This window comes from Streptococcus mitis (genome assembly GCF_023110375.1).
GTDB lineage: Bacteria > Bacillota > Bacilli > Lactobacillales > Streptococcaceae > Streptococcus > Streptococcus mitis_CI.
This window is the reverse complement of record NZ_JALDVV010000001.1, coordinates 435,038-459,054: the sequence shown is the minus strand read 5'-3', so window position 1 is coordinate 459,054 and position 24,017 is coordinate 435,038. Positions and strand designations below refer to the sequence as shown.

The window sequence follows — 24,017 nt, the reverse complement described above, 5'->3', positions numbered from 1 at the left end:
ATGGGACTTTTTTTCTACAACAAAATAGGCTCCATAATATCCATAGGGGATTTACCCACTACAAATATTATAGAGCCACAAAAAACGTCAGTTCTGTTCAAACTGGCGTTTATTTTTTAGAATTTTGATGGGTTAAGTTTAATCCCCAAGGAACAAGATTTTCAGTCTTATTCTGGATACGTGTGATATTATCCTTATGACGAATGATAATCAAGCTAGCAAGAGCTAGGATAATAGCGATGAAGAGAGGGTCATAGTTACTCAGGATAAAACCAAAAAGTGGAAAGAGTAGAACTCCGATGACGGCTGCGATAGATGCTGTGACACTGGAAAGTGAAATCATACTGCCTAGATAGAGGGTTCCAAAGAAAACAACCGCAAGGTAGAGACAGAAGATAGGCGCAAATCCGAAAATCACTCCAGCACTGGTTGCGACAGCCTTACCACCTTTAAATCCTGCAAAGATAGGAAAGGTATGTCCAATAACAGCCAAAAGTCCAAAGATGAGAGGTGAAACACCTTGAAGATGAAACATAATCGGAAGTAGCGTTGCTAGAGTCCCTTTGAAAAAGTCAATCACAAAGGTTGCCATCCCTGCTTTCTTTCCTAAGATGCGGAAGGTATTGGTTGTCCCTGTGTTACCAGAACCATGCTCGCGCAGATTGATTTGAAAGAATACTTGTCCAATCCAGAGACCAGACGGAATCGAACCCAGCAGATAGGCTAGGATTAATAAAACTATTGTAATCATACTCCTATTATATCATGAATTGGGAAAGAAAGGCAGAGAATCTCTTCTGAAATTGTCACACCGGAGAAAGAAAAATTTTGCAAAATCCTTGGAAAACCTGTAGAATAGTAAAGATGAACGAATAGGAGGTTCCTTGTGTCAAAAAAGGAAATCGATATTAATAATTATAATGATGATGCCATTCAGGTGCTAGAAGGGTTGGATGCGGTCCGTAAACGTCCAGGGATGTATATCGGTTCGACTGATGGGGCAGGTCTCCATCACCTCGTCTGGGAAATTGTCGACAATGCTGTCGATGAGGCCTTGTCTGGATTTGGTGACCGTATTGATGTGACAATCAATAAAGATGGGAGTTTAACGGTTCAAGACCATGGTCGTGGGATGCCGACTGGAATGCACGCTATGGGAATCCCAACGGTTGAAGTAATCTTTACCATTCTTCATGCCGGAGGAAAATTCGGTCAGGGTGGCTACAAGACATCTGGTGGTCTCCACGGGGTGGGTTCTTCCGTTGTTAACGCTCTTTCTAGTTGGTTGGAAGTCGAAATTACCCGTGATGGTGCAGTCTACAAGCAACGTTTTGAAAATGGTGGAAAACCTGTCACGACTTTGAAGAAAATCGGTACAGCACTCAAGTCTAAAACAGGTACCAAGGTTACTTTCATGCCGGATGCGACCATCTTTTCTACGACAGACTTCAAGTACAATATCATTTCAGAGCGCCTTAATGAATCAGCCTTTCTCTTGAAAAATGTAACCTTGTCCCTGACGGACAAGCGTACAGATGAAGCGATTGAGTTTCATTATGAAAACGGGGTGCAGGACTTTGTTTCCTACCTTAATGAAGACAAGGAAACCTTAACACCAGTTCTGTACTTTGAGGGGGAAGATAATGGTTTCCAAGTGGAAGTCGCCCTCCAGTACAATGATGGATTTTCAGATAACATTCTGTCCTTTGTTAATAACGTTCGCACCAAGGACGGTGGAACGCATGAAACAGGACTCAAGTCTGCCATTACCAAAGTCATGAACGACTATGCCCGTAAGACAGGTCTTCTCAAGGAAAAAGATAAAAACCTTGAAGGTTCAGACTATCGTGAAGGACTAGCAGCCGTTCTCTCTATCTTGGTTCCTGAAGAACATTTGCAGTTTGAAGGCCAGACTAAGGATAAATTGGGTAGCCCCCTAGCTCGTCCAGTTGTGGATGGTATTGTGGCTGATAGGTTGACCTTCTTCCTCATGGAAAATGGTGAATTAGCTTCAAATCTTATTCGCAAAGCCATTAAGGCTCGTGATGCCCGTGAGGCGGCCCGCAAAGCGCGTGATGAGAGCCGAAATGGTAAGAAAAACAAGAAAGACAAGGGCTTGTTGTCTGGGAAATTAACGCCAGCCCAGTCTAAGAATCCTGCTAAGAATGAACTCTATCTAGTCGAGGGAGACTCTGCCGGTGGTTCTGCCAAACAAGGTCGTGACCGTAAGTTCCAGGCTATCTTGCCACTTCGTGGTAAGGTTATCAACACAGCTAAGGCCAAGATGGCGGATATCCTCAAAAATGAAGAAATCAACACTATGATTTATACTATTGGTGCGGGTGTTGGGGCTGACTTCTCTATTGAAGATGCCAACTATGACAAGATCATTATCATGACCGATGCGGATACCGACGGTGCCCACATTCAAACACTTCTCTTAACCTTCTTTTACCGCTATATGCGTCCGCTAGTTGAGGCGGGACATGTCTATATTGCCCTTCCGCCTCTTTACAAGATGTCCAAAGGTAAAGGCAAGAAAGAAGAAGTGGCCTATGCTTGGACAGATGGCGAGTTAGAAGAACTCCGCAAGCAGTTCGGTAAGGGCGCTACCCTCCAACGCTATAAAGGTCTCGGTGAGATGAATGCGGACCAACTCTGGGAAACAACCATGAATCCAGAAACCCGCACTCTCATTCGCGTTACGATCGAAGACCTAGCACGCGCTGAACGCCGTGTCAATGTCCTCATGGGTGACAAGGTCGAACCACGACGTAAGTGGATTGAAGATAATGTCAAGTTTACGCTGGAAGAAGCGACAGTATTTTAAGTTAGTTTTTAATGAATGGGTATAAACATGAGAACTGAAACAGAAATGCTCGATGTAGTTTTAAAGACTGCTGAAACCTTACAAGTCACGGCTGTCGCCATGTCTGGTTCACGGACTGATACAAAAGCCTCAAAAGATGAATTTCAAGACTATGACGTAGTCTATGTTGTAGAGAATCTGGACGAGCTGATTACAGATTTATCTTGGTTGGACCAGTTTGGCAAACGCATTATCGAGCAAGAAGTTGGTCTTGGTCAACGTCGTCTATACCTCATGCTCTTTGAAGATGGAAATCGAATTGATCTAACCCTCTGTCCAAAACAACAAATTCAAGAGTGGGTGGATAGTGAGGCCGGATTTACTGTTTTAGAAGATCCAGAGCATTTATTTGAACCCTATTCACCAAATATAGAGCGTTACTGGACGAATCCAGCTAGTCAGACAGATTTTGAAAAAGCCTGCAATGAGTTCTGGTGCGTGTCGGCCTACGTTGTCAAAGGGATTTGTCGGAATCAGCTCATCTACGCGACCGATCATCTCTATGGCATTTGTCAACAAGAACTCCTGAAAATCTTGGCTTGGCAGGTAGCAAGTGCTAGGGGAAGAGTCGAAATCGGCAAGAACTGCAAGTATCTCTTTAACCATTTGCCAGTTGAAAAAGAGAAGGAGCTATCTAATCTTCTTGATTTTTCCAGTTTAGACAAAATCACTCAGTCTCTATTTGATACGATGCAACTTTTCCACCAAGAGGCTCAGTCCCTTGCTCAAAAGATGGATTTTGACTACGATAAAGAAGTAGCTGAGAAGATGATTCAATACGCTGAGGAGAGACTTCTTAATTGCTGACTAATTTAAAAGATTAAACTACAGAAAGGGCCGTTTGGTTATTTGTAGTAACTGAACACCTTTTCTGTAAAAATCTACTCTACATTCTTTGAAAGGAGTTGAACACGCCCTAAATGCTAGGTGAAAAAGATAAATTCTCTTGTGAGCTTTCTTACTTCAAGAATTTTCTATTTTCACTTGGTATTTTACGGGCTCTGTATCCTATATGAGTAACATTCAAAACATGTCCCTGGAGGACATTATGGGAGAGCGCTTTGGTCGCTACTCCAAGTACATTATTCAAGACCGGGCTTTGCCAGATATTCGTGATGGCTTGAAGCCGGTTCAGCGTCGCATTCTTTATTCTATGAATAAGGATGGCAATACCTTTGATAAGAGTTACCGCAAGTCGGCCAAGTCTGTCGGTAACATCATGGGGAATTTCCACCCACACGGTGACAGTTCTATCTATGATGCCATGGTTCGTATGTCACAGGACTGGAAAAATCGTGAGATTTTGGTTGAAATGCACGGTAATAACGGTTCTATGGACGGAGATCCGCCTGCGGCTATGCGTTATACTGAGGCACGTCTGTCTGAAATTGCTGGCTATCTTCTTCAGGATATCGAGAAGAAGACAGTTCCCTTTGCTTGGAACTTTGATGACACCGAAAAAGAGCCGACAGTCTTGCCAGCAGCCTTTCCAAATCTCTTGGTAAATGGATCGACTGGTATTTCGGCTGGATATGCGACAGATATTCCACCTCATAATTTAGCTGAGGTCATCGATACAGCTGTTTACATGATTGACCATCCAACTGCCAAGGTGGATAAACTCATGGAATTCTTGCCTGGACCAGACTTCCCGACTGGAGGGATTATCCAGGGTCGTGATGAAATCAAGAAGGCCTATGAAACTGGGAAAGGGCGCGTGGTTGTTCGTTCCAAGACTGAGATTGAAAAGCTAAAAGGTGGTAAGGAACAAATTGTTATTACGGAGATTCCTTATGAAATCAACAAGGCCAATCTAGTCAAGAAGATTGATGATGTTCGTGTCAATAATAAGGTGGCAGGTATTGCTGAGGTTCGCGATGAGTCTGACCGTGACGGTCTTCGTATCGCTATTGAACTCAAGAAAGATGCGAATACGGAGCTTGTTCTCAACTACCTATTTAAGTACACCGACCTACAAATCAACTACAACTTTAATATGGTGGCGATTGACAATTTCACGCCTCGTCAGGTTGGGATTGTTCCAATCCTGTCTAGCTACATCGCCCACCGTCGTGAAGTGATTTTGGCGCGTTCACGCTTTGATAAGGAAAAGGCTGAAAAACGTCTCCATATCGTCGAAGGTTTGATTCGTGTGATTTCAATCTTGGACGAAGTCATTGCGCTTATCCGTGCTTCTGAGAATAAGGCTGACGCTAAGGAAAATCTTAAGGTCAGCCATGATTTTACGGAAGAACAGGCTGAGGCTATCGTAACCTTGCAACTGTATCGTTTGACCAATACCGATGTGGTTGTCTTACAGGAAGAAGAAGCAGAACTTCGTGAGAAGATTGCCATGCTTGCAGCTATTATCGGTGATGAGCGGACTATGTACAATCTCATGAAGAAAGAACTTCGTGAGGTTAAGAAGAAGTTTGCGACTCCGCGTTTGAGTAGCTTAGAAGACACTGCGAAAGCAATCGAGATTGATACAGCTAGTCTTATCGTTGAGGAAGATACCTATGTCAGCGTGACCAAGGCAGGTTATATCAAGCGTACCAGCCCACGTTCCTTTGCCGCTTCAACCCTGGAAGAAATTGGCAAACGTGATGATGACCGTTTGATTTTTGTACAAGCTGCCAAGACAACCCAGCATCTTTTGATGTTCACGACTCTTGGAAATGTCATTTATCGACCAATCCATGAATTGGCAGACATTCGCTGGAAAGACATCGGAGAGCATCTGAGCCAAACCATTACAAACTTTGAAACTAACGAAGAAATCCTTTATGTGGAAGTCGTGGATCAGTTTGATGATGCGACAACCTACTTTACTGCAACTCGTCTCGGTCAAATTAAACGGGTAGAACGCAAAGAATTCTCTCCATGGCGAACCTACAAGTCTAAGTCTGTCAAGTATGCTAAGCTCAAAGACGAGACAGACCAGATTGTAGCAGTGGCTCCGATTAAACTAGATGATGTTCTTTTGATTAGCCAAAATGGTTATGCCCTTCGTTTCAATATCGAAGAGGTTCCAGTTGTCGGTGCTAAGGCTGCAGGTGTCAAAGCTATGAACCTGAAAGCAGATGATGTCCTCCAATCCGCCTTTATCTGTAACACCTCATCCTTCTACCTTTTGACCCAACGTGGAAGTTTGAAACGTGTTTCTATTGACGAAATTCCGGCAACCAGCCGTGCCAAACGTGGGTTACAAGTCTTGCGTGAGCTAAAAAATAAACCGCATCGTGTCTTCTTGGCAGGAGCAGTTGCAGAACAAGGCTTCGTTGGTGACCTCTTTAGTACAGAAGTGGAAGAGAACGACCAAACTCTGCTTGTTCAATCCAACAAAGGTACAATCTATGAAAGCCGATTGCAAGACTTGAACCTGTCAGAACGAACCAGCAACGGAAGCTTCATTTCTGATACTATTTCTGATGAAGAAGTTTTTGACGCTTATCTTAAAGAAATATTTACTGAAGCTAAATAAGTGAAATGAAGAATCAGTTCTAAGAGCTGGTTCTTTTTATTGAAGAAATTTTCTGAAAATTACAAAATATACTTGCTATTTTAGAAAAATAGTGTAGAATAAAAGAAATAGGTTTTTAGAATAAGGAGTGGAATATGACAGTAACGATTGATTGGGAAAATCTCGGTTTTTCCTATATGAAATTACCTTATCGCTATATTGCTCATTTTAAAAATGGACAATGGAATCAAGGAGAACTTACAGAAGATGCAACCTTGCATATTTCAGAGTCTTCTCCAAGTCTTCACTATGGTCAACAAGCATTTGAAGGTTTGAAAGCTTATCGTACTAAGGATGGCAGTATTCAACTTTTCCGTCCTGATGAAAATGCCAAACGCCTGCAACGGACATGTGACCGTCTCTTGATGCCACAAGTTCCGACAGAAATGTTTGTAGAAGCTTGTAAGGCAGTTGTCCGTGCGAATGAAGAATATGTACCACCATATGGAACAGGTGGAACTTTATATCTTCGTCCTCTTTTGATTGGAGTAGGAGATATTATCGGAGTAAAACCGGCAGAAGAGTACATTTTCACCATCTTTGCTATGCCAGTTGGAAATTACTTTAAAGGTGGTTTGGTTCCAACCAACTTCTTGATTCAGGATGAATACGACCGTGCCGCTCCAAATGGTACAGGTGCGGCTAAGGTTGGTGGGAACTATGCTGCCAGTCTCTTACCAGGGAAATTGGCCAAGTCACGTCATTTCTCAGATGTTATCTATCTAGACCCTTCAACTCATACAAAGATTGAAGAAGTCGGATCAGCTAACTTCTTTGGAATTACAGCTGATAATGAATTTGTAACACCATTGAGTCCATCTATCTTGCCATCTATTACCAAGTATTCTTTGCTTTATTTGGCAGAACATCGTTTGGGCTTAACTCCTATTGAGGGGGATGTCCCAATTGATAACCTTGACCGTTTTGTAGAGGCAGGTGCCTGTGGTACAGCAGCGGTTATTTCTCCAATTGGTGGAATTCAGCACGGTGATGATTTCCATGTGTTCTATAGCGAAACAGAAGTAGGTCCTGTGACTCGTAAATTATATGATGAATTGACAGGAATTCAGTTTGGCGATATTGAAGCGCCAGAAGGTTGGATTGTAAAAGTAGATTAAAATAAACTAAAGGAGATTTTTTATGAAATCGAAAAAGTGGCTCTTAACAGCAGGAGTGGTCCTGAGCACAACAGCTCTTTTAGTAGCTTGTGGAAAAGCTGATAAAGAAGCAGATGCACCGACAACATTTTCATATGTCTATGCAGTAGATCCAGCATCTTTGGACTATAGTATAGCGACTCGTACATCTACAACAGATGTCATCGGGAACGTGGTTGATGGTTTGATGGAAAATGACCAATACGGAAATGTTATTCCTTCCTTGGCTGAAGATTGGTCTGTGTCAAAAGATGGTTTGACTTATACCTACAAACTTCGTAAAGGAGTTAAATGGTACACTTCTGAAGGTGAAGAATATGCAGAAGTAACAGCCCATGACTTTGTGACAGGATTGAAACACGTAGCTGACGGTAAGTCAGACGGCGTCTCTCTCATCCAAAATTCAATCAAGGGCTTGGATGCCTACATGACTGGTGAAACGAACGATTTCTCTACAGTTGGTGTCAAGGCTTTGGACGATTACACAGTCGAATATACCCTAAACAAACCAGAAAGCTTCTGGAACTCTAAAGTCACCACAGCAACGATGTTGCCTGTAAATGAAGAGTTTTTGAAGGCATCAGGTAAAGATTATGGAGCAGTTACTCCAGCAGGGATTCTTTACAATGGTCCTTATATCTTGAAGACCTTGACTTCTAAATCGTTGATCGAATACGAGAAAAACCCAAATTACTGGGATAAAGAAAAGGTAAAAATTGAAAAGGTCAAATTGACTTACTACGATGGTTCTGATCAGGAATCGTTGATTCGTAGCTTCTCTTCAGGTGCCTATACGACAGCCCGTCTCTTCCCAAGTAGCTCAAACTTTGCTTCAACTTTGGAACAATACGGAGATAAAATCACTTATAGCCCACAGGACTCAAGTAGTTATTACTTCACCTTTAACGTAAATCGTCAATCATATAATAAAACTGCGAAAACAAGTGAAGAGCAAAAGACTTCTACTAAAGAAGCTATGCTTAATAAGGACTTCCGTCAGGCTATCAACTTTGCCTTCAACCGCCATTCTTATGCTGCCCAGCTAAATGGTGAAGACGGTGCGGACAAGATTATTCGTAACAGCCTCGTTCCTGACAACTTTGTACAAGCAGGTGGTAAAAACTTTGGTCAAATCGCTCAAGCAGAGTTGGTGAACTATGGTGACCAATGGAAAGATGTTGAGCTAGTTGACGGTAAGGATTCTATCTACAATCCTGACAAGGCTAAAGCTGCTTTCGAAAAAGCTAAGAAAGACTTGGAATCTAAAGGGGTAACATTCCCAATTCACTTGGATGTCCCAGTTGAACAAACAGATACCATCGCTGTTCAACAAAGCAACTCTTTCAAACAGTCTATTGAATCAACTCTTGGTGCTGAAAATGTTGTTATCGACGTTCTTCAAATGACAGATAATGAAAAGGAAACAATCACTTCTCAAGCGCGTGTTCCTTCTCAAAAAGATTATGATTTGAACAGTACAGGATGGGCTCCAAGCTATCAAGACCCAGCATCTTACTTGAATATCATGGATCCTAAATCAGGTTCTGCTATGAAACACCTTGGTATTACTAAAGGGAAAGATAAGGATGTTGTAGCTAAACTTGGTTTGGACCAATATAAGAAATTATTGGATGATGCAGATTCAGAAACTACAAATCTTGAAGAACGCTATGAAAAATATGCCAAGGCTCAAGCTTGGTTGACAGATAGTTCATTATTGATGCCAACAGCCTCATCTGGTGGTTCTCCAGTTGTAAGTAATGTCGTGCCATTCTCAAAACCATACTCACAAGTTGGTATTAAGGGTGACCCATATATCTTTAAAGGAATGAAATTGCAAAAAGATATTGTTACAACAAAAGAATATGAAGAAGCACTGAAAAAATGGCAAAAAGAAAAATTGGAATCAAATGGTAAGTACCAAAAAGAACTAGAAAAACACATTAAATAATGCGGAAAACTCTATATCGGACAAGCCCGATATAGAGTTTTTTCTTGCTAGTTTTGGGATTTTCTTGTAAAATAGAAAAAGTGAAGAGAGGTATGAAATGAGTAAGAAAGATAAAAAAATTGAAATTCAAGTAGCAGATGCCAAGGTTAATGTAGGAAAAGACAGTTTTGAAGGCTATACATTGACAATTGGTAAAAAAGTTATCGGAGAAATTGCCGAATTAGACGGACAATTTGCCATCATAAAGAATGGAAACGTCGATAGTTTTTATAAAAAATTGGAAAAAGCTGTGGAAATTTTGATTGAAAATTATAATTTAGCAAAATAAGTCTTGTTTTTTTGAAATTTTCATGATATAATAGTCCATGTTGATTGTAGGAGAGATAGCGAAGAGGCTAAACGCGGCGGACTGTAAATCCGCTCCTTCGGGTTCGGGGGTTCGAATCCCTCTCTCTCCATTTCATCAATGGGGTATAGCCAAGCGGTAAGGCAAGGGACTTTGACTCCCTCATGCGTTGGTTCGAATCCAGCTACCCCAGTTCTTAGGTAATGATCAAGATAAAAAGCAAAATATCTTAGGGTATTTTATTTTTATAATTGAAAGACGTGAACGATATGAACATGTCCTTGCGGGTGCTTAGGAAAAAAATTATAAGTATGTCAAGTTTAAGAAAAACTTGATTGTTGGAGGATTTTTTAGATGAACGAATTTGAAGATTTGCTAAATAGCGTTAGCCAAGTTGAGACTGGTGATGTTGTTAGTGCTGAAGTATTGACAGTTGATGCGACTCAAGCTAACGTTGCAATCTCTGGAACTGGTGTTGAAGGTGTCTTGACTCTTCGCGAATTGACAAACGATCGCGATGCAGATATCAATGACTTTGTTAAAGTAGGAGAAGTATTGGATGTTCTTGTACTTCGTCAAGTAGTTGGTAAAGATACTGATACAGTTACATACCTTGTATCTAAAAAACGCCTTGAAGCTCGCAAAGCATGGGACAAACTTGTTGGTCGCGAAGAAGAAGTTGTTACTGTTAAAGGAACTCGTGCCGTTAAAGGTGGACTTTCAGTAGAATTTGAAGGTGTTCGTGGATTTATCCCAGCTTCAATGTTGGATACTCGTTTCGTACGTAACACTGAGCGTTTTGTAGGTCAAGAATTTGATGCTAAAATCAAAGAAGTTGACGCTAAAGAAAACCGCTTCATCCTTTCACGTCGTGAAGTTGTTGAAGCAGCTACAGCAGCAGCTCGCGCTGAAGTATTCGGTAAATTGGCTGTTGGTGATGTAGTAACTGGTAAAGTTGCACGTATCACAAGTTTCGGTGCTTTCATCGACCTTGGTGGTGTTGACGGATTGGTTCACTTGACTGAATTGTCACATGAACGTAACGTATCACCAAAATCAGTTGTAACTGTTGGTGAAGAAATTGAAGTGAAAATCCTTGATCTTAACGAAGAAGAAGGACGCGTATCACTTTCACTTAAAGCAACAACACCTGGACCATGGGATGGCGTTGAGCAAAAATTGGCTAAAGGTGATGTAGTAGAAGGAACAGTTAAACGTTTGACTGACTTCGGTGCATTTGTTGAAGTATTGCCAGGTATCGATGGACTTGTTCACGTATCACAAATTTCACACAAACGTATTGAAAATCCAAAAGAAGCTCTTAAAGTTGGTCAAGAAGTTAAAGTTAAAGTTCTTGAAGTTAACGCAGATGCAGAGCGCGTATCACTTTCTATCAAAGCTCTTGAAGAGCGTCCAGCTCAAGAAGAAGGACAAAAAGAAGAAAAACGTGCTGCTCGTCCACGTCGTCCAAAACGTCAAGAAAAACGTGATTTCGAACTTCCAGAAACACAAACAGGATTCTCAATGGCTGACTTGTTCGGTGATATCGAACTTTAATCAAATTGAAAATTCACAAAATCCTTTGTTTACTAAACAAGGGATTTTTCTTTTGTCTGTAAGCCTTTTTTGATATAATAGTCCTATGTTAGAATCAGAAAAACAATCACGTTATCAAATGTTAAATGAAGAGCTCTCTTTTTTATTGGATAGTGAAACCAATGTTTTGGCTAATCTTTCCAACGCCAGTGCTCTTCTAAAATCACGCTTACGTAATACCGTATTTGCAGGCTTTTATCTGTTCGATGGAAAGGAATTGGTTCTAGGTCCTTTCCAAGGAGGTGTTTCCTGCATCCGTATTGCACTGGGAAAAGGTGTTTGTGGGGAGGCAGCTCATTTTCAGGAAACGGTTCTGGTTGGTGATGTAACAATTTATCCCAACTATATTTCTTGTGATAGTCGAGCTAAAAGTGAAATTGTTGTGCCGATGATAAAGAATGGTCAATTACTTGGAGTTCTGGATCTGGATTCTTCAGAGCTTGATGATTATGATGCTATGGATCGAGATTATTTGGAACAATTTGTCGCTATTTTGCTTGAAAAGACAGAATGGGACTTTACAATGTTTGGGGAGAAAGCCTAATGTATCAAGCACTTTATCGAAAATATAGAAGTCAAAACTTCTCCCAGTTGGTTGGTCAAGAAGTTGTGGCTAAGACTCTTAAACAAGCAGTAGAGCAAGAGAAAATAAGTCATGCCTATCTTTTCTCTGGTCCACGTGGAACGGGAAAAACTAGTGTGGCTAAGATCTTTGCCAAAGCTATGAACTGTCCCAATCAAGTGGGTGGTGAACCTTGTAATAACTGCTATATTTGCCAAGCGGTGACGGATGGTAGTTTAGAAGATGTCATCGAAATGGATGCAGCCTCTAATAATGGGGTTGATGAAATTCGTGAAATTCGTGATAAATCTACCTATGCGCCTAGCCTTGCTCGTTATAAGGTTTATATCATAGATGAGGTTCACATGCTGTCTACAGGGGCTTTTAATGCCCTCCTAAAGACGTTGGAAGAGCCAACACAGAATGTGGTCTTTATTTTGGCTACTACTGAATTGCACAAGATTCCTGCTACGATTCTATCTCGTGTGCAACGTTTTGAGTTTAAATCGATTAAGACACAGGATATTAAGGAACATATCCACTATATTTTAGAAAAAGAAAATATCAGTTCTGAACCAGAGGCTGTGGAAATCATTGCCAGACGGGCTGAAGGTGGAATGCGAGATGCCTTGTCTATTTTGGATCAAGCCCTGAGTTTGACACAGGGAAACGAACTGACGACTGCCATCTCTGAAGAAATTACTGGTACTATTAGTCTATCAGCCTTGGATGATTATGTGGCCGCCTTGTCTCAACAGGATGTTCCCAAGGCCCTAGCATGCTTAAATCTTCTCTTTGACAATGGTAAGAGCATGACTCGTTTTGTGACCGACCTTTTACACTATTTAAGAGATTTGTTAATTGTTCAAACAGGGGGAGAAAACACTCATCATAGTCCAGTCTTTGTAGAAAATTTGGCACTCCCTCAGGAAAATCTGTTTGAAATGATTCGCTTGGCGACAGTCAGTTTAGCAGATATTAAGTCTAGTTTGCAGCCCAAAATTTATGCTGAGATGATGACTATCCGTTTGGCAGAGATTAAGCCTGAACCAGCTCTTTCTGGGACAGTTGAAAGTGAAATTTCTGCACTGAGACAGGAAATTGCCCGTCTCAAACAAGAACTTGCCAATGTGGGAACCGTATCTAAGCCAACAAATCCAGCTCCTAGTCGTCCAACAGCAGGAAAGACAATCTATCGTGTGGATCGCAATAAGGTTCAATCTATCTTACAAGAGGCTGTCGAAAATCCTGATTTAGCACGTCAAAATCTGATTCGCTTGCAGAATTCCTGGGGAGAGGTGATTGAAAGTCTTGGAGGTCCTGATAAGGCTCTGCTAGCTGGTTCTCAACCGGTTGCAGCCAATGAACACCATGCTATTCTTGCTTTTGAATCTAACTTCAATGCTGGTCAAACCATGAAACGGGACAATCTCAACACTATGTTTGGTAACATCCTCAGTCAGGCAGCAGGTTTTTCACCTGAGATTTTAGCCATTTCCATGGAGGAATGGAAAGAAGTTCGCGCAGCCTTTTCAGCCAAAGCCAAATCTTCTCAAACTGAAAAAGAAGCAGAAGAAAGCCTGATTCCAGAAGGATTTGAATTTTTGGCTGATAAAGTGAAGGTAGAGGAAGACTAAAGAAAGATTTCATGATACAATAAGTTTATGAATAGACAACAATTTATTATCATCGCGCTGTTTACAGCTGCTGAGACCTATTTTTTCAATGAAGCCTGGATGACTGGTCGCTATATTATGGCAGCCTTTTGGGCCATTTTGCTCTTTAGAAATTTTCGAGTAAGTTACTTGATGGGCAAAATAGTGGATGTCATTGACCAGCATTTAAAAGGAAAAGACTAGTCCTCAGCTTCTAGACAAAATCAAAGCCTTTTAGGCTTTTTTTTGTTATACTATAAAAGTATATTTATTGACCTTTTACCGTATTTTCTAGGGAAATCAAGTATGTTTCTAGTGAGCACCGGTAAAGGCCTTGAAAAAGAAAGGAACTATCATGTCAGTATTAGAGATTAAAGATCTTCACGTTGAGATTGAAGGAAAAGAAATTTTAAAAGGGGTTAACCTGACCCTGAAAACAGGAGAAATCGCCGCTATCATGGGACCAAATGGTACTGGTAAATCGACTCTTTCTGCCGCTATCATGGGAAATCCAAACTATGAAGTGACCAAAGGCGAAGTCTTGTTTGATGGCGTCAACATCCTTGAGTTGGAAGTGGACGAGCGTGCGCGTATGGGACTTTTCCTTGCTATGCAATACCCATCAGAAATTCCTGGGATTACTAACGCTGAGTTTCTTCGTGCAGCCATGAATGCTGGTAAAGAAGACGATGAGAAGATTTCAGTTCGTGAGTTTATCACTAAATTGGATGAGAAGATGGAATTGCTCAACATGAAAGAAGAAATGGCTGAGCGTTACCTTAACGAAGGTTTCTCTGGTGGTGAGAAAAAACGTAATGAGATTCTTCAACTTTTGATGTTGGAACCAACTTTTGCCCTTTTGGATGAGATTGACTCTGGTCTTGATATTGATGCCCTTAAAGTTGTTTCTAAAGGTGTGAATGCTATGCGTGGTGAAGGCTTTGGTGCTATGATTATCACTCACTACCAACGTCTTTTGAACTACATCACACCTGATGTGGTACACGTCATGATGGAAGGTCGTGTTGTCCTTTCTGGTGGTCCAGAATTGGCTGCGCGTTTGGAACGTGAAGGATACGCAAAACTAGCTGAAGAACTTGGCTATGACTACAAGGAAGAATTGTAATTCCCTCGTATCTTTTAGGAGAAGTAAATGACTAAAGAAAATATTAAACTTTTTTCAGAAATGCACGCTGAACCAAGCTGGTTGGCTGACCTCCGTCAAAAAGCTTTTGACAAGATTGAGACTTTGGAATTACCAGTTATTGAGCGTGTCAAATTTCACCGTTGGAATCTGGGTGATGGAACGATTACAGAAAGTGAGCCATCAGCAAATGTTCCAGATTTCACTGCACTAGATAATCACTTGAAGTTGGTGCAAGTAGGAACTCAGACTGTTTTTGAGCAAACTCCAGTTGAGTTAGCTGAACAGGGTGTCGTCTTTACAGACTTTCACTCAGCTTTAGAAGAAATTCCAGAGCTGATCGAAGAATTCTTCATGTCATCTGTTAAGTATGACGATGACAAGTTGGCAGCCTACCATACAGCTTATTTCAATAGTGGTGCTGTTCTCTATATTCCTGATAACGTGGAAATTGCTGAACCAATCGAAGGAATTTTCTATCAAGACAGCGATAGCGATGTGGCGTTTAACAAGCATATTATGATTATCGCTGGTAAAAATTCTAAGATTAGTTATCTGGAACGTTTAGAGTCACGCGGTGAAGGAAGTGCCAAAGCAACTGCCAATATCACAGTAGAAGTTATTGCTCGTTCTGGTGCGCAAGTGAAGTTTGCTGCAATCGACCGTCTAGGTGAAAACGTCACAGCCTACATTAGCCGTCGTGGTAAATTAGGCAACGATGCAAGCATTGACTGGGCAATCGGTGTCATGAACGAAGGGAACGTCGTTGCAGACTTTGATAGCGACTTGATTGGAAATGGTAGCCATGCTGACCTTAAAGTCGTAGCTCTTTCAAGTGGTCGTCAGGTACAAGGGATTGATACTCGAGTGACTAACTACGGCTGCAACTCTATCGGAAATATCCTCCAACATGGGGTTATCCTTGAAAAAGCAACTTTGACCTTCAATGGTATTGGCCACATTATCAAGGGTGCTAAGGGAGCAGATGCGCAACAAGAGAGCCGTGTTCTTATGCTTTCAGACCAAGCGCGTTCAGATGCCAATCCAATTCTTTTGATTGACGAAAATGATGTTACTGCAGGTCACGCAGCTTCTATCGGTCAGGTGGATCCAGAAGACATGTACTACCTCATGAGCCGTGGTTTAGATAAGGCAACTGCAGAACGTTTGGTTGTCCGTGGTTTCCTTGGCTCAGTTATCGTTGAGATTCCAGTTAAGGAAGTTCGTGATGAAATGATTGCAACTATCGAAGAAAAATTGTCAAAACGCTAAGGGGAAGCCTATGTTAGATGTAGAAGCGATTCGCAAGGATTTTCCAATTTTAGACCAGATTGTTAATGATGAACCATTGGTTTATTTGGACAATGCTGCGACGACACAAAAACCACTAGCAGTTCTGGAGACGATTAACCGCTACTATGAGAACGACAATGCCAATGTTCATCGTGGCGTTCATACCTTGGCAGAAAGGGCGACAGCTTCCTATGAGGCGGCTCGTGAAACCATTGGTAAGTTTATCAATGCAGGCTCAACAAAGGAAGTTCTCTTTACTAGAGGAACGACAACCAGTCTTAATTGGGTAGCGCGTTATGCTGAGGAAGTCTTGACTGAGGGAGACCAGGTCTTGATTTCCGTCATGGAACACCATTCCAATATCATTCCATGGCAGGAAGCCTGCCGCAAGACTGGGGCAGAGCTTGTCTATGTCTATCTCAAGAATGGAGCTCTGGATATGGATGATTTGCGAATTAAATTGACTGATAAAGTTAAGTTTGTCTCCCTTGCTCACGCCTCAAATGTCCTTGGTGTGGTCAATCCAATAAAAGAAATCACTCAATTGGCCCACCAAGTTGGAGCTATCATGGTGGTGGATGGTGCTCAATCTACGCCTCATATGAAGATCGATGTTCAGGACTTGGATGTTGACTTCTTTGCCTTTTCAGGTCACAAGATGGCGGGTCCAACTGGTATCGGTGTTCTTTATGGTAAAGAAAAGTATCTGGAACAAATGTCACCAGTAGAATTTGGCGGCGAAATGATAGATTTCGTTTATGAACAATCTGCTAGTTGGAAGGAATTACCTTGGAAATTCGAGGCAGGAACTCCCAATATGGCAGGTGCAATCGGACTTGCTGCGGCAGTAGATTATCTTGAAAAGATTGGTATGGATGCGATTGAAGCCCATGAACAAGAATTGATCGCATACGTCTATCCAAAACTGCAGGCGATTGAAGGATTGACTATTTACGGTTCTCAGGACTTGGCTCAACGTTCAGGTGTGATTGCCTTTAACCTAGGCGACCTTCATCCGCACGACCTTGCGACTGCTTTGGATTATGAAGGAGTTGCTGTTCGCGCAGGTCACCATTGCGCTCAACCCTTGCTCCAGTATTTGGATGTCCCAGCAACAGCTCGTGCAAGTTTTTATATCTATAATACCAAGGCAGATTGTGACAAGCTAGTCGATGCCTTACAAAAGACAAAGGAGTTTTTCAATGGCACTTTCTAAACTAGATAGCCTTTATATGGCAGTGGTAGCGGACCATTCGAAAAATCCACATCACCAAGGGAAGTTAGAAGACGCTGAACAAATCAGTCTCAACAATCCGACCTGTGGAGATGTTATCAATCTCTCTGTCAAGTTTGATGCAGAGAATCGATTAGAAGATATCGCTTTTCTAAACTCAGGTTGTACCATCTCAACTGCCTCTGCTAGCATGATGACAGATGCAGTTTTAGGAAAAACCAAACAAGAAATTTTAGAGCTTGCTACTATTTTTTCTGAAATGGTTCAAGGCAAAAAAGATGACAGACAAGATAGTCTTGGAGACGCAGCCTTCTTATCAGGTGTTGCCAAATTTCCTCAACGTATCAAGTGTGCAACCCTAGCTTGGAACGCCCTCAAGAAAACAATTGAAAATCAAGAAAACAAGTAAGGCAAGTTTCTTTTGTCTTATGAATCAGTAGAAATGAAGAATGAAAGAAAGGATATTATGGCTGAAGAAAGAGTAGAACCAAAACCAATTGACCTTGGTGAATATAAATTTGGTTTCCATGACGATGTAGAGCCTGTCCTATCGACAGGAAAAGGATTGAATGAAGATGTCATTCGTGAACTATCAGCAGCTAAGGGAGAACCTGAGTGGATGTTGGAATTCCGTTTGAAATCTTATGAAACCTTCAAAAAAATGCCCATGCAAACTTGGGGAGCAGACTTGTCAGAGATTGACTTTGATGACTTGATCTACTACCAAAAACCATCTGATAAACCAGCCCGTTCTTGGGATGACGTTCCTGAAAAAATCAAAGAAACCTTTGAACGGATCGGGATTCCTGAAGCTGAGCGTGCCTATCTAGCTGGAGCTTCTGCCCAGTATGAGTCAGAAGTGGTTTACCATAACATGAAGGAAGAATTTGAGAAGTTAGGAATTATCTTTACAGATACAGATTCTGCCCTTAAGGAATACCCAGACTTGTTTAAGCAATATTTTGCGAAGTTAGTACCGCCGACAGATAACAAGTTGGCTGCCCTCAACTCAGCAGTATGGTCTGGTGGAACCTTTATCTATGTACCAAAAGGTGTCAAGGTAGATATTCCGCTTCAAACCTATTTCCGTATCAATAACGAAAATACTGGACAGTTTGAACGTACCTTGATTATCGTTGATGAGGGAGCAAGCGTCCACTACGTAGAAGGATGTACAGCGCCAACATATTCAAGTAACAGCTTGCATGCTGCCATCGTAGAAATCTTTGCCTTGGATGGAGCTTATATGCGTTATACAACCATTCAAAACTGGTCTGATAACGTCTATAACTTGGTAACAAAACGTGCTAAAGCCTTGAAAGATGCGACTGTTGAGTGGATTGATGGAAACTTGGGTGCCAAAACAACTATGAAATACCCATCTGTTTACCTAGATGGAGAAGGGGCGCGTGGAACCATGCTTTCGATTGCCTTTGCCAATGCAGGGCAACACCAGGATACTGGAGCTAAGATGATCCACAATGCTCCACATACAAGCTCGTCTATCGTGTCTAAATCCATTGCTAAAGGCGGAGGGAAGGTTGACTACCGTGGACAAGTAACCTTTAACAAGAACTCTAAGAAATCTGTTTCTCACATCGAGTGTGATACCATTATCATGGATGACTTATCAGCGTCAGATACTATTCCATTTAATGAAATTCACAACTCACAAGTCGCTTTGGAACACGAAGCTAAGGTATCTAAGATTTCAGAAGAGCAACTCTATTACCTCATGAGTCGTGGATTGTCAGAATCTGAAGCAACTGAGATGATTGTTATGGGATTTGTAGAACCATTTACAAAAGAGCTTCCAATGGAATATGCTGTTGAGCTGAACCGCTTGATTAGCTACGAGATGGAAGGTTCAGTTGGGTAATAGGAACTAGGAGAAGCAAATGGGATTCTTAAAAAAATTATTTGGTAATATCGAGAAAGCGAATAAAGGCGAAATTTCTGCCGAGGAAATTGTTCCACCTTTCACAATTGATTTGGTAGAAGAAGCTGATGATTATTGGAGACAAATGGAAGAAAATCTCCTTATAAACGCTGTAAAGGCTGTTGGTGGTCCAGAGGCAGTGGAACGTGCTTTTGTTCTTACCAATTTTAAGAAAAATCAAGAAACCTTTGAGCTCTTTTATCAGGTGGATGGTCAATTACTTTCTTGGCGAGAGATGGACGCAAGTGTTGTAGATAAAATCAGCAATCAACTTCTTCCACAAGCATCAGAAGTTGCACAAGCAGTAAATGAGAATTATGAAGAGGCAAATGTACCGGTAATCGACTACGCTATGCTTCAGTTTGAAACTGCAACCATGGCTTGGTTTGGACGGAAGCTTACAACAGCTTCTCCTGAAGCCAAATTGATTTTTGAAGAATTGGTATCTGGTTGGCGCGCTATTTTGGAAAAAGAAGTACTAAATCGTCCATTGGATAGTGACCGTCCGTTTCCCTATTATGAAGTTTAAAAAACAAATATAATGAATTGAAACTGGAATAGTACACTGTGATTTCTAAAACATTTTTAGAAATTAGTTTTCTGTCCCAATAAATTTGTTCAGTTTTTATTTCATTTCACTATAAAATAAAAAATCGCGGTTTAAATCGCGATTTTTTTTTATAATTTTTCGTTGATAAATCGGATAAACTGATTCCACCAAACTTTTAAGAAGAAAGCTTTTTCAACTTTCTTTTCTGCTACCATTTCGAAACTAGGGCGTTCTGTGGTAATGTAACCTTGACCAATCAAGTCCTTGTCTTCATAAGTCAAATGTCCAACCACTGTTCCGGCTTCAAGTGGTGCTGGGATTGCTTTAGAATCAGGAGTGAATTGAACAGATTGGGAAGATTGACTTCCAACACGTTCAATTAGAGAGATATCATCTTTGGCAACGGCAGTGACGGTATCTTCTTTTCCATCTTGTACAGGGGCTTTACTATCTTGGTAGGCATCGCCTTTTTGAACGATTTTACGAAGTGTGAATGTAGAAGAGATATAATCCATTAGTGAAGATGTAGCTGTGAAGCGAGCGTAAGGATTATTGTCTTGATGATCTGCATTCAAAACAACTGTGATAACCCTCATCCCTTTTTCAACAGTAGTACCAACAAAAGATTCTCCAGCCTTGTCTGTTGTTCCTGTCTTAAGGCCATCAAAACCACCGCGATAAGCAGGCATACCCTCTAACATGTAGTTGGTAGAAGTGATTGTCATCCCAGCAAAAGTAGATGAAGGTTTTTTAGTGATTTCCAAGACTTGTGGGTATTTTTTGATGAGGTTGCGAGCAACGATAGCGACATCATATGCACTGAGTTTATTTTCATCATCTTTTTTAGAGCCCGGGTAAATGTTATCCCCTAGAGTCTCATTGTTCAGACCCGTCGTATTGACAACAGTGGCATCCTGAATGCCCCATTCCAAGAGCTTTGCCCTCATCATATCGACGAAATCTTTTTCTGAGCCAGCAATTTTTTCAGCTAACGCAATAGCTGCACTGTTAGCACTGGATACTAGGGTTGCTTCCAGTAGTTGTTCGACGGTATAATTACGAGCCTCCATAGGAACGTTACTCGCTTCAGAATTTGTCGTTAATTTGTATGGATAATCAGAGATATCTACCGGAGTTGATAGTGTAATACTACCGTTTTCCAAGGCTTCATAGACAAGATAAACAGTAATCAATTTTGTGATCGAAGCAATTTCAACTGGCTGGGTTGCATCTTTCTCATAGAGAATTTTACCGGTATTTGCCTCAACAGCAATTGCATGTTTAGCAGCAATATTAAAATCTTGAGCATCAACAGTAGATGCTGCCCCAATAACGGAAAGGCTTAGGAGAGTTAAAATTATTTTTTTCATAGTAAGTTTATTCTATCATAAAGAAAAAAATATTCCCAGTTTCATGATATAAGAAAGAAGCTTTTTTGAAAGTGTGGTAAAATAGATGAATGGAGGTACTTCATGTTTCGTAAGAATAAATTATTTTTTTGGACCAGTGAGATTTTACTATTAACCATCATCTTTTATTTATGGAGACAGATGGGTGGGATTATAACGCCTTTTGTAAGTGTCGCAAACACTATAATGATTCCCTTTCTTTTAGGTGGTTTTTTATATTATTTGACCAATCCTATTGTAAATTTTTTACAAAAGTATTTCAAAATTAACCGTATCATTGGTATTCTACTAACCTTGTGCGCCTTGGTTTGTGGGCTAGTTATTGGGGTCGTCTATCTCTTACCGATTTTGATTAATCAGCTGACAAGTTTGATTGCTACAAGTCAGACAATCTACAGTCGTCTGCAAGATTTGATTATCGATTTATCCACTTATCCAGCCTTTCAAAATTTAGATATTCAAGCGACTATTCAACAGTTAAATCTCTCTTATGTAGATATTCTACAGAATATCCTAAATAGTGTAACGAATAGTGTTGGAAGTGTCTTATCTGCGCTCTTTAGTACTGTTTTGATTATTATCATGACACCTGTATTTTTAATTTATTTTTTATTAGATGGCCACAAATTCTTGCCGATGCTTGAGCGTACTGTTTTAAAGCGAGATAAGTTGCATATTACAGGTCTTTTAAAAAATTTGAATACTACAATTGCTCGATATATTAGTGGAGTTGCTATTGATGCGATTATTATTGGTTGTTTGGCCTTTATCGGATATAGCGTGATTGGTTTGAAATACGCTTTGGTCTTTGCCATCTTTTCAGGATTGGCCAATCTCATTCCTTATGTTGGACCAAGTATTGGTTTGATTCCGATGATTATCGCCAATGTCTTTACTGATCCTCATAGAATGCTGATTGCAGTTGTTTATATGTTGATTATTCAACAAGTAGATGGGAACATCCTTTACCCTCGAATCGTTGGTGGAGTGATGAAGGTTCATCCAATTACGATTTTAGTATTACTTTTGTTATCAAGTAATATCTATGGTGTCATTGGCATGATTGTCGCAGTACCAACCTATTCTATCTTAAAAGAAATTTCTAAGTTTTTATCACGTTTGTATGAAAATCATAAAATAATGAAAGAACGAGAAAGAGAATTAGCTAAGTAAAAATCAGGAAATTCCTGATTTTTCTTTTTCATTAAAGAAGTGATGGGAGTAGAAATACCGTTTAGATTAGTAGATTAAGAATAATTCACAAAAACTTTGTAAAACACTTGCAATTTAGCTGAAATTTGATAAAATAGTAAGGAAAGTTAGACTGTATTGCCTACTGTCTATCTATAAAATATATTTTATTGGAGGCTTTTACTCAAATGGCAAAAGAAAAATACGATCGTAGTAAACCACACGTTAACATTGGTACTATCGGACACGTTGACCACGGTAAAACTACTTTGACAGCAGCTATCACAACTGTTTTGGCACGTCGCTTGCCTTCAGCTGTTAACCAACCTAAAGACTATGCGTCTATCGATGCTGCTCCAGAAGAACGCGAACGTGGTATCACAATCAACACTGCGCACGTTGAGTACGAAACTGAAAAACGTCACTACGCTCACATCGACGCTCCAGGACACGCGGACTATGTTAAAAACATGATCACTGGTGCCGCTCAAATGGACGGAGCTATCCTTGTAGTAGCTTCAACTGACGGACCAATGCCACAAACTCGTGAGCACATCCTTCTTTCACGTCAGGTTGGTGTTAAACACCTTATCGTCTTCATGAACAAAGTTGACTTGGTTGACGACGAAGAATTGCTTGAATTGGTTGAAATGGAAATCCGTGACCTATTGTCAGAATACGACTTCCCAGGTGACGATCTTCCAGTTATCCAAGGTTCAGCTCTTAAAGCCCTTGAAGGTGACACTAAATACGAAGACATCGTTATGGAATTGATGAACACAGTTGATGAGTACATCCCAGAACCAGAACGTGACACTGACAAACCATTGCTTCTTCCAGTCGAAGACGTATTCTCAATCACTGGTCGTGGTACAGTTGCTTCAGGACGTATCGACCGTGGTATCGTTAAAGTCAACGACGAAATCGAAATCGTTGGTATCAAAGAAGAAACTCAAAAAGCAGTCGTTACTGGTGTTGAAATGTTCCGTAAACAACTTGACGAAGGTCTTGCCGGAGATAACGTAGGTGTCCTTCTTCGTGGTGTTCAACGTGATGAAATCGAACGTGGACAAGTTATCGCTAAACCAGGTTCAATCAACCCACACACTAAATTCAAAGGTGAAGTCTACATCCTTACTAAAGAAGAAGGTGGACGTCACACTCCATTCTTCAACAACTACCGTCCACAATTCTACTTCCGTACTACTGACGTTACAGGTTCAATCGAACTTCCAGCAGGTACTGAAATGGTAATGCCTGGTGATAACGTGACAATCGACGTTGAGTTGATCCACCCAATCGCCGTAGAACAAGGTACTACATTCTCTATCCGTGAGGGTGGACGTACTGTTGGTTCAGGTATGGTTACAGAAATCGAAGCTTAATTCGATTTAGTTCCCAGAAGAACAATTATTTAAGTCAGACACTAAAAGAATCTTGCTTTGCAAGGTTCTTTTTTTCGAATATTGAACTAATACTCAATGAAAATCAAATTCAACCCACGTCGGCGTCACCTTGCCGTACTCAAGTACAGTCTGGGCTAGCTTCCTAGTTTGCTCTTTGATTTTCATTGAGTATAAAATTGAAGAATTGTTTAC

The 24,017-nt window shown here is 40.8% G+C and carries 20 protein-coding genes and 2 tRNA genes; 20 read left to right on the top strand and 2 right to left on the bottom strand.

Annotated features, from left to right (window positions below; translation table 11 throughout):
* Positions 1-109: 109 nt before the first annotated feature.
* A complete protein-coding gene (gene plsY, locus M1G12_RS02150; protein ID WP_084926450.1) occupies positions 110-751 on the bottom strand; it encodes a glycerol-3-phosphate 1-O-acyltransferase PlsY in 642 nt (213 codons plus the stop codon).
* A 135-nt stretch (positions 752-886) separates the two neighbouring features.
* Between plsY and parE the strand changes: the two genes are divergently transcribed.
* The 18 genes from parE to M1G12_RS02060 all read left to right on the top strand — a co-directional run bounded on the left by parE (position 887) and on the right by M1G12_RS02060 (position 19,798).
* Complete coding sequence (gene parE, locus M1G12_RS02145; RefSeq protein ID WP_084926449.1) at positions 887-2,830, top strand: DNA topoisomerase IV subunit B; 1,944 nt, start codon at positions 887-889, stop codon at positions 2,828-2,830.
* Between the two features lie 27 nt (positions 2,831-2,857).
* Complete coding sequence (locus tag M1G12_RS02140; RefSeq protein WP_247949323.1) at positions 2,858-3,676, top strand: aminoglycoside 6-adenylyltransferase; 819 nt, start codon at positions 2,858-2,860, stop codon at positions 3,674-3,676.
* A gap of 205 nt (positions 3,677-3,881) precedes the next feature.
* A complete protein-coding gene (parC, locus tag M1G12_RS02135; RefSeq protein WP_247949322.1) occupies positions 3,882-6,353 on the top strand; it encodes a DNA topoisomerase IV subunit A in 2,472 nt (823 codons plus the stop codon).
* A gap of 134 nt (positions 6,354-6,487) precedes the next feature.
* Positions 6,488-7,510, top strand: a complete 1,023-nt coding sequence (locus M1G12_RS02130) for a branched-chain amino acid aminotransferase (RefSeq protein ID WP_004254793.1) — start codon at positions 6,488-6,490, stop codon at positions 7,508-7,510.
* 22 nt (positions 7,511-7,532) lie between these two features.
* Positions 7,533-9,500 (top strand): peptide ABC transporter substrate-binding protein, encoded by a 1,968-nt coding sequence (locus M1G12_RS02125; protein WP_000837410.1) that lies wholly within the window; start codon positions 7,533-7,535, stop codon positions 9,498-9,500.
* Between the two features lie 97 nt (positions 9,501-9,597).
* On the top strand, positions 9,598-9,828 hold the full coding sequence (locus tag M1G12_RS02120; RefSeq protein WP_000037113.1) for a DUF2969 domain-containing protein: 231 nt from the start codon (positions 9,598-9,600) through the stop codon (positions 9,826-9,828).
* A gap of 49 nt (positions 9,829-9,877) precedes the next feature.
* Positions 9,878-9,958, top strand: a tRNA-Tyr gene (locus M1G12_RS02115).
* A gap of 9 nt (positions 9,959-9,967) precedes the next feature.
* A tRNA-Gln gene (locus M1G12_RS02110) sits at positions 9,968-10,039 on the top strand.
* A 161-nt stretch (positions 10,040-10,200) separates the two neighbouring features.
* Positions 10,201-11,403 carry a 30S ribosomal protein S1 gene (rpsA, locus tag M1G12_RS02105; RefSeq protein ID WP_001001630.1) on the top strand — a complete coding sequence of 401 codons (1,203 nt, stop codon included), beginning with the start codon at positions 10,201-10,203 and terminating at the stop codon, positions 11,401-11,403.
* Positions 11,404-11,488: 85 nt separating this feature from the next.
* Positions 11,489-11,986 (top strand): GAF domain-containing protein, encoded by a 498-nt coding sequence (locus tag M1G12_RS02100; RefSeq protein ID WP_247949321.1) that lies wholly within the window; start codon positions 11,489-11,491, stop codon positions 11,984-11,986.
* Entirely contained in the window at positions 11,986-13,641 is a 1,656-nt protein-coding gene (gene dnaX / locus M1G12_RS02095) for a DNA polymerase III subunit gamma/tau (RefSeq protein WP_247949320.1), read from the top strand. Before M1G12_RS02100 ends, dnaX begins: the two co-directional genes overlap by 1 nt.
* 27 nt (positions 13,642-13,668) lie before the next feature.
* On the top strand, positions 13,669-13,863 hold the full coding sequence (locus M1G12_RS02090; protein ID WP_001081602.1) for a DUF3272 domain-containing protein: 195 nt from the start codon (positions 13,669-13,671) through the stop codon (positions 13,861-13,863).
* 151 nt (positions 13,864-14,014) lie between these two features.
* Positions 14,015-14,785 (top strand): Fe-S cluster assembly ATPase SufC, encoded by a 771-nt coding sequence (gene sufC / locus M1G12_RS02085; RefSeq protein ID WP_000114489.1) that lies wholly within the window; start codon positions 14,015-14,017, stop codon positions 14,783-14,785.
* Positions 14,786-14,812: 27 nt separating this feature from the next.
* On the top strand, positions 14,813-16,075 hold the full coding sequence (gene sufD, locus M1G12_RS02080) for a Fe-S cluster assembly protein SufD (RefSeq protein ID WP_084954265.1): 1,263 nt from the start codon (positions 14,813-14,815) through the stop codon (positions 16,073-16,075).
* 10 nt (positions 16,076-16,085) lie between these two features.
* The gene (locus M1G12_RS02075; RefSeq protein WP_247949319.1) at positions 16,086-17,312 is read left to right on the top strand and encodes a cysteine desulfurase; all 1,227 of its coding nucleotides are present in this window, start codon (positions 16,086-16,088) and stop codon (positions 17,310-17,312) included.
* Positions 17,299-17,739, top strand: coding sequence for a Fe-S cluster assembly sulfur transfer protein SufU (gene sufU / locus M1G12_RS02070; RefSeq protein ID WP_247942051.1), 441 nt, complete (start codon positions 17,299-17,301; stop codon positions 17,737-17,739). Before M1G12_RS02075 ends, sufU begins: the two co-directional genes overlap by 14 nt.
* A 57-nt stretch (positions 17,740-17,796) precedes the next feature.
* A complete protein-coding gene (gene sufB, locus M1G12_RS02065) occupies positions 17,797-19,209 on the top strand; it encodes a Fe-S cluster assembly protein SufB (protein ID WP_000797046.1) in 1,413 nt (470 codons plus the stop codon).
* A gap of 19 nt (positions 19,210-19,228) precedes the next feature.
* Positions 19,229-19,798: a hypothetical protein gene (locus M1G12_RS02060; protein WP_049543484.1), complete on the top strand. Its 570-nt coding sequence runs from the start codon at positions 19,229-19,231 to the stop codon at positions 19,796-19,798.
* 149 nt (positions 19,799-19,947) lie between these two features.
* Here M1G12_RS02060 and pbp3 read toward each other — a convergent pair whose 3' ends face one another.
* Positions 19,948-21,189 (bottom strand): D-alanyl-D-alanine carboxypeptidase PBP3, encoded by a 1,242-nt coding sequence (gene pbp3 / locus M1G12_RS02055; RefSeq protein ID WP_049543487.1) that lies wholly within the window; start codon positions 21,187-21,189, stop codon positions 19,948-19,950.
* 102 nt (positions 21,190-21,291) lie between these two features.
* On the opposite strand from pbp3, the gene M1G12_RS02050 reads away from it, so the two are divergent.
* Together M1G12_RS02050 and tuf are read left to right on the top strand one after the other, a co-directional pair.
* Complete coding sequence (locus M1G12_RS02050) at positions 21,292-22,401, top strand: AI-2E family transporter (RefSeq protein WP_023947789.1); 1,110 nt, start codon at positions 21,292-21,294, stop codon at positions 22,399-22,401.
* A 206-nt stretch (positions 22,402-22,607) separates the two neighbouring features.
* Positions 22,608-23,804, top strand: a complete 1,197-nt coding sequence (gene tuf, locus M1G12_RS02045; RefSeq protein WP_001040721.1) for an elongation factor Tu — start codon at positions 22,608-22,610, stop codon at positions 23,802-23,804.
* The last annotated feature ends 213 nt before the right edge of the window (positions 23,805-24,017 follow it).

What these genes read in the sequence shown, in the direction of transcription:
- sufB (WP_000797046.1), top strand. Translation starts at nt 17,797, where the DNA reads ATGGCTGAAGAAAGAGTAGAACCAAAACCAATTGACCTTGGTGAATAT.
- sufU (WP_247942051.1), top strand. Translation starts at nt 17,299, where the DNA reads ATGGCACTTTCTAAACTAGATAGCCTTTATATGGCAGTGGTAGCGGAC.
- dnaX (WP_247949320.1), top strand. Translation starts at nt 11,986, where the DNA reads ATGTATCAAGCACTTTATCGAAAATATAGAAGTCAAAACTTCTCCCAG.
- parC (WP_247949322.1), top strand. Translation starts at nt 3,882, where the DNA reads ATGAGTAACATTCAAAACATGTCCCTGGAGGACATTATGGGAGAGCGC.
- M1G12_RS02125 (WP_000837410.1), top strand. Translation starts at nt 7,533, where the DNA reads ATGAAATCGAAAAAGTGGCTCTTAACAGCAGGAGTGGTCCTGAGCACA.
- pbp3 (WP_049543487.1), bottom strand. Translation starts at nt 21,189, where the DNA reads ATGAAAAAAATAATTTTAACTCTCCTAAGCCTTTCCGTTATTGGGGCA.
- M1G12_RS02100 (WP_247949321.1), top strand. Translation starts at nt 11,489, where the DNA reads ATGTTAGAATCAGAAAAACAATCACGTTATCAAATGTTAAATGAAGAG.
- M1G12_RS02060 (WP_049543484.1), top strand. Translation starts at nt 19,229, where the DNA reads ATGGGATTCTTAAAAAAATTATTTGGTAATATCGAGAAAGCGAATAAA.
- M1G12_RS02050 (WP_023947789.1), top strand. Translation starts at nt 21,292, where the DNA reads ATGTTTCGTAAGAATAAATTATTTTTTTGGACCAGTGAGATTTTACTA.
- M1G12_RS02140 (WP_247949323.1), top strand. Translation starts at nt 2,858, where the DNA reads ATGAGAACTGAAACAGAAATGCTCGATGTAGTTTTAAAGACTGCTGAA.
- M1G12_RS02075 (WP_247949319.1), top strand. Translation starts at nt 16,086, where the DNA reads ATGTTAGATGTAGAAGCGATTCGCAAGGATTTTCCAATTTTAGACCAG.
- tuf (WP_001040721.1), top strand. Translation starts at nt 22,608, where the DNA reads ATGGCAAAAGAAAAATACGATCGTAGTAAACCACACGTTAACATTGGT.
- M1G12_RS02120 (WP_000037113.1), top strand. Translation starts at nt 9,598, where the DNA reads ATGAGTAAGAAAGATAAAAAAATTGAAATTCAAGTAGCAGATGCCAAG.
- rpsA (WP_001001630.1), top strand. Translation starts at nt 10,201, where the DNA reads ATGAACGAATTTGAAGATTTGCTAAATAGCGTTAGCCAAGTTGAGACT.
- M1G12_RS02130 (WP_004254793.1), top strand. Translation starts at nt 6,488, where the DNA reads ATGACAGTAACGATTGATTGGGAAAATCTCGGTTTTTCCTATATGAAA.
- plsY (WP_084926450.1), bottom strand. Translation starts at nt 751, where the DNA reads ATGATTACAATAGTTTTATTAATCCTAGCCTATCTGCTGGGTTCGATT.
- sufD (WP_084954265.1), top strand. Translation starts at nt 14,813, where the DNA reads ATGACTAAAGAAAATATTAAACTTTTTTCAGAAATGCACGCTGAACCA.
- M1G12_RS02090 (WP_001081602.1), top strand. Translation starts at nt 13,669, where the DNA reads ATGAATAGACAACAATTTATTATCATCGCGCTGTTTACAGCTGCTGAG.
- sufC (WP_000114489.1), top strand. Translation starts at nt 14,015, where the DNA reads ATGTCAGTATTAGAGATTAAAGATCTTCACGTTGAGATTGAAGGAAAA.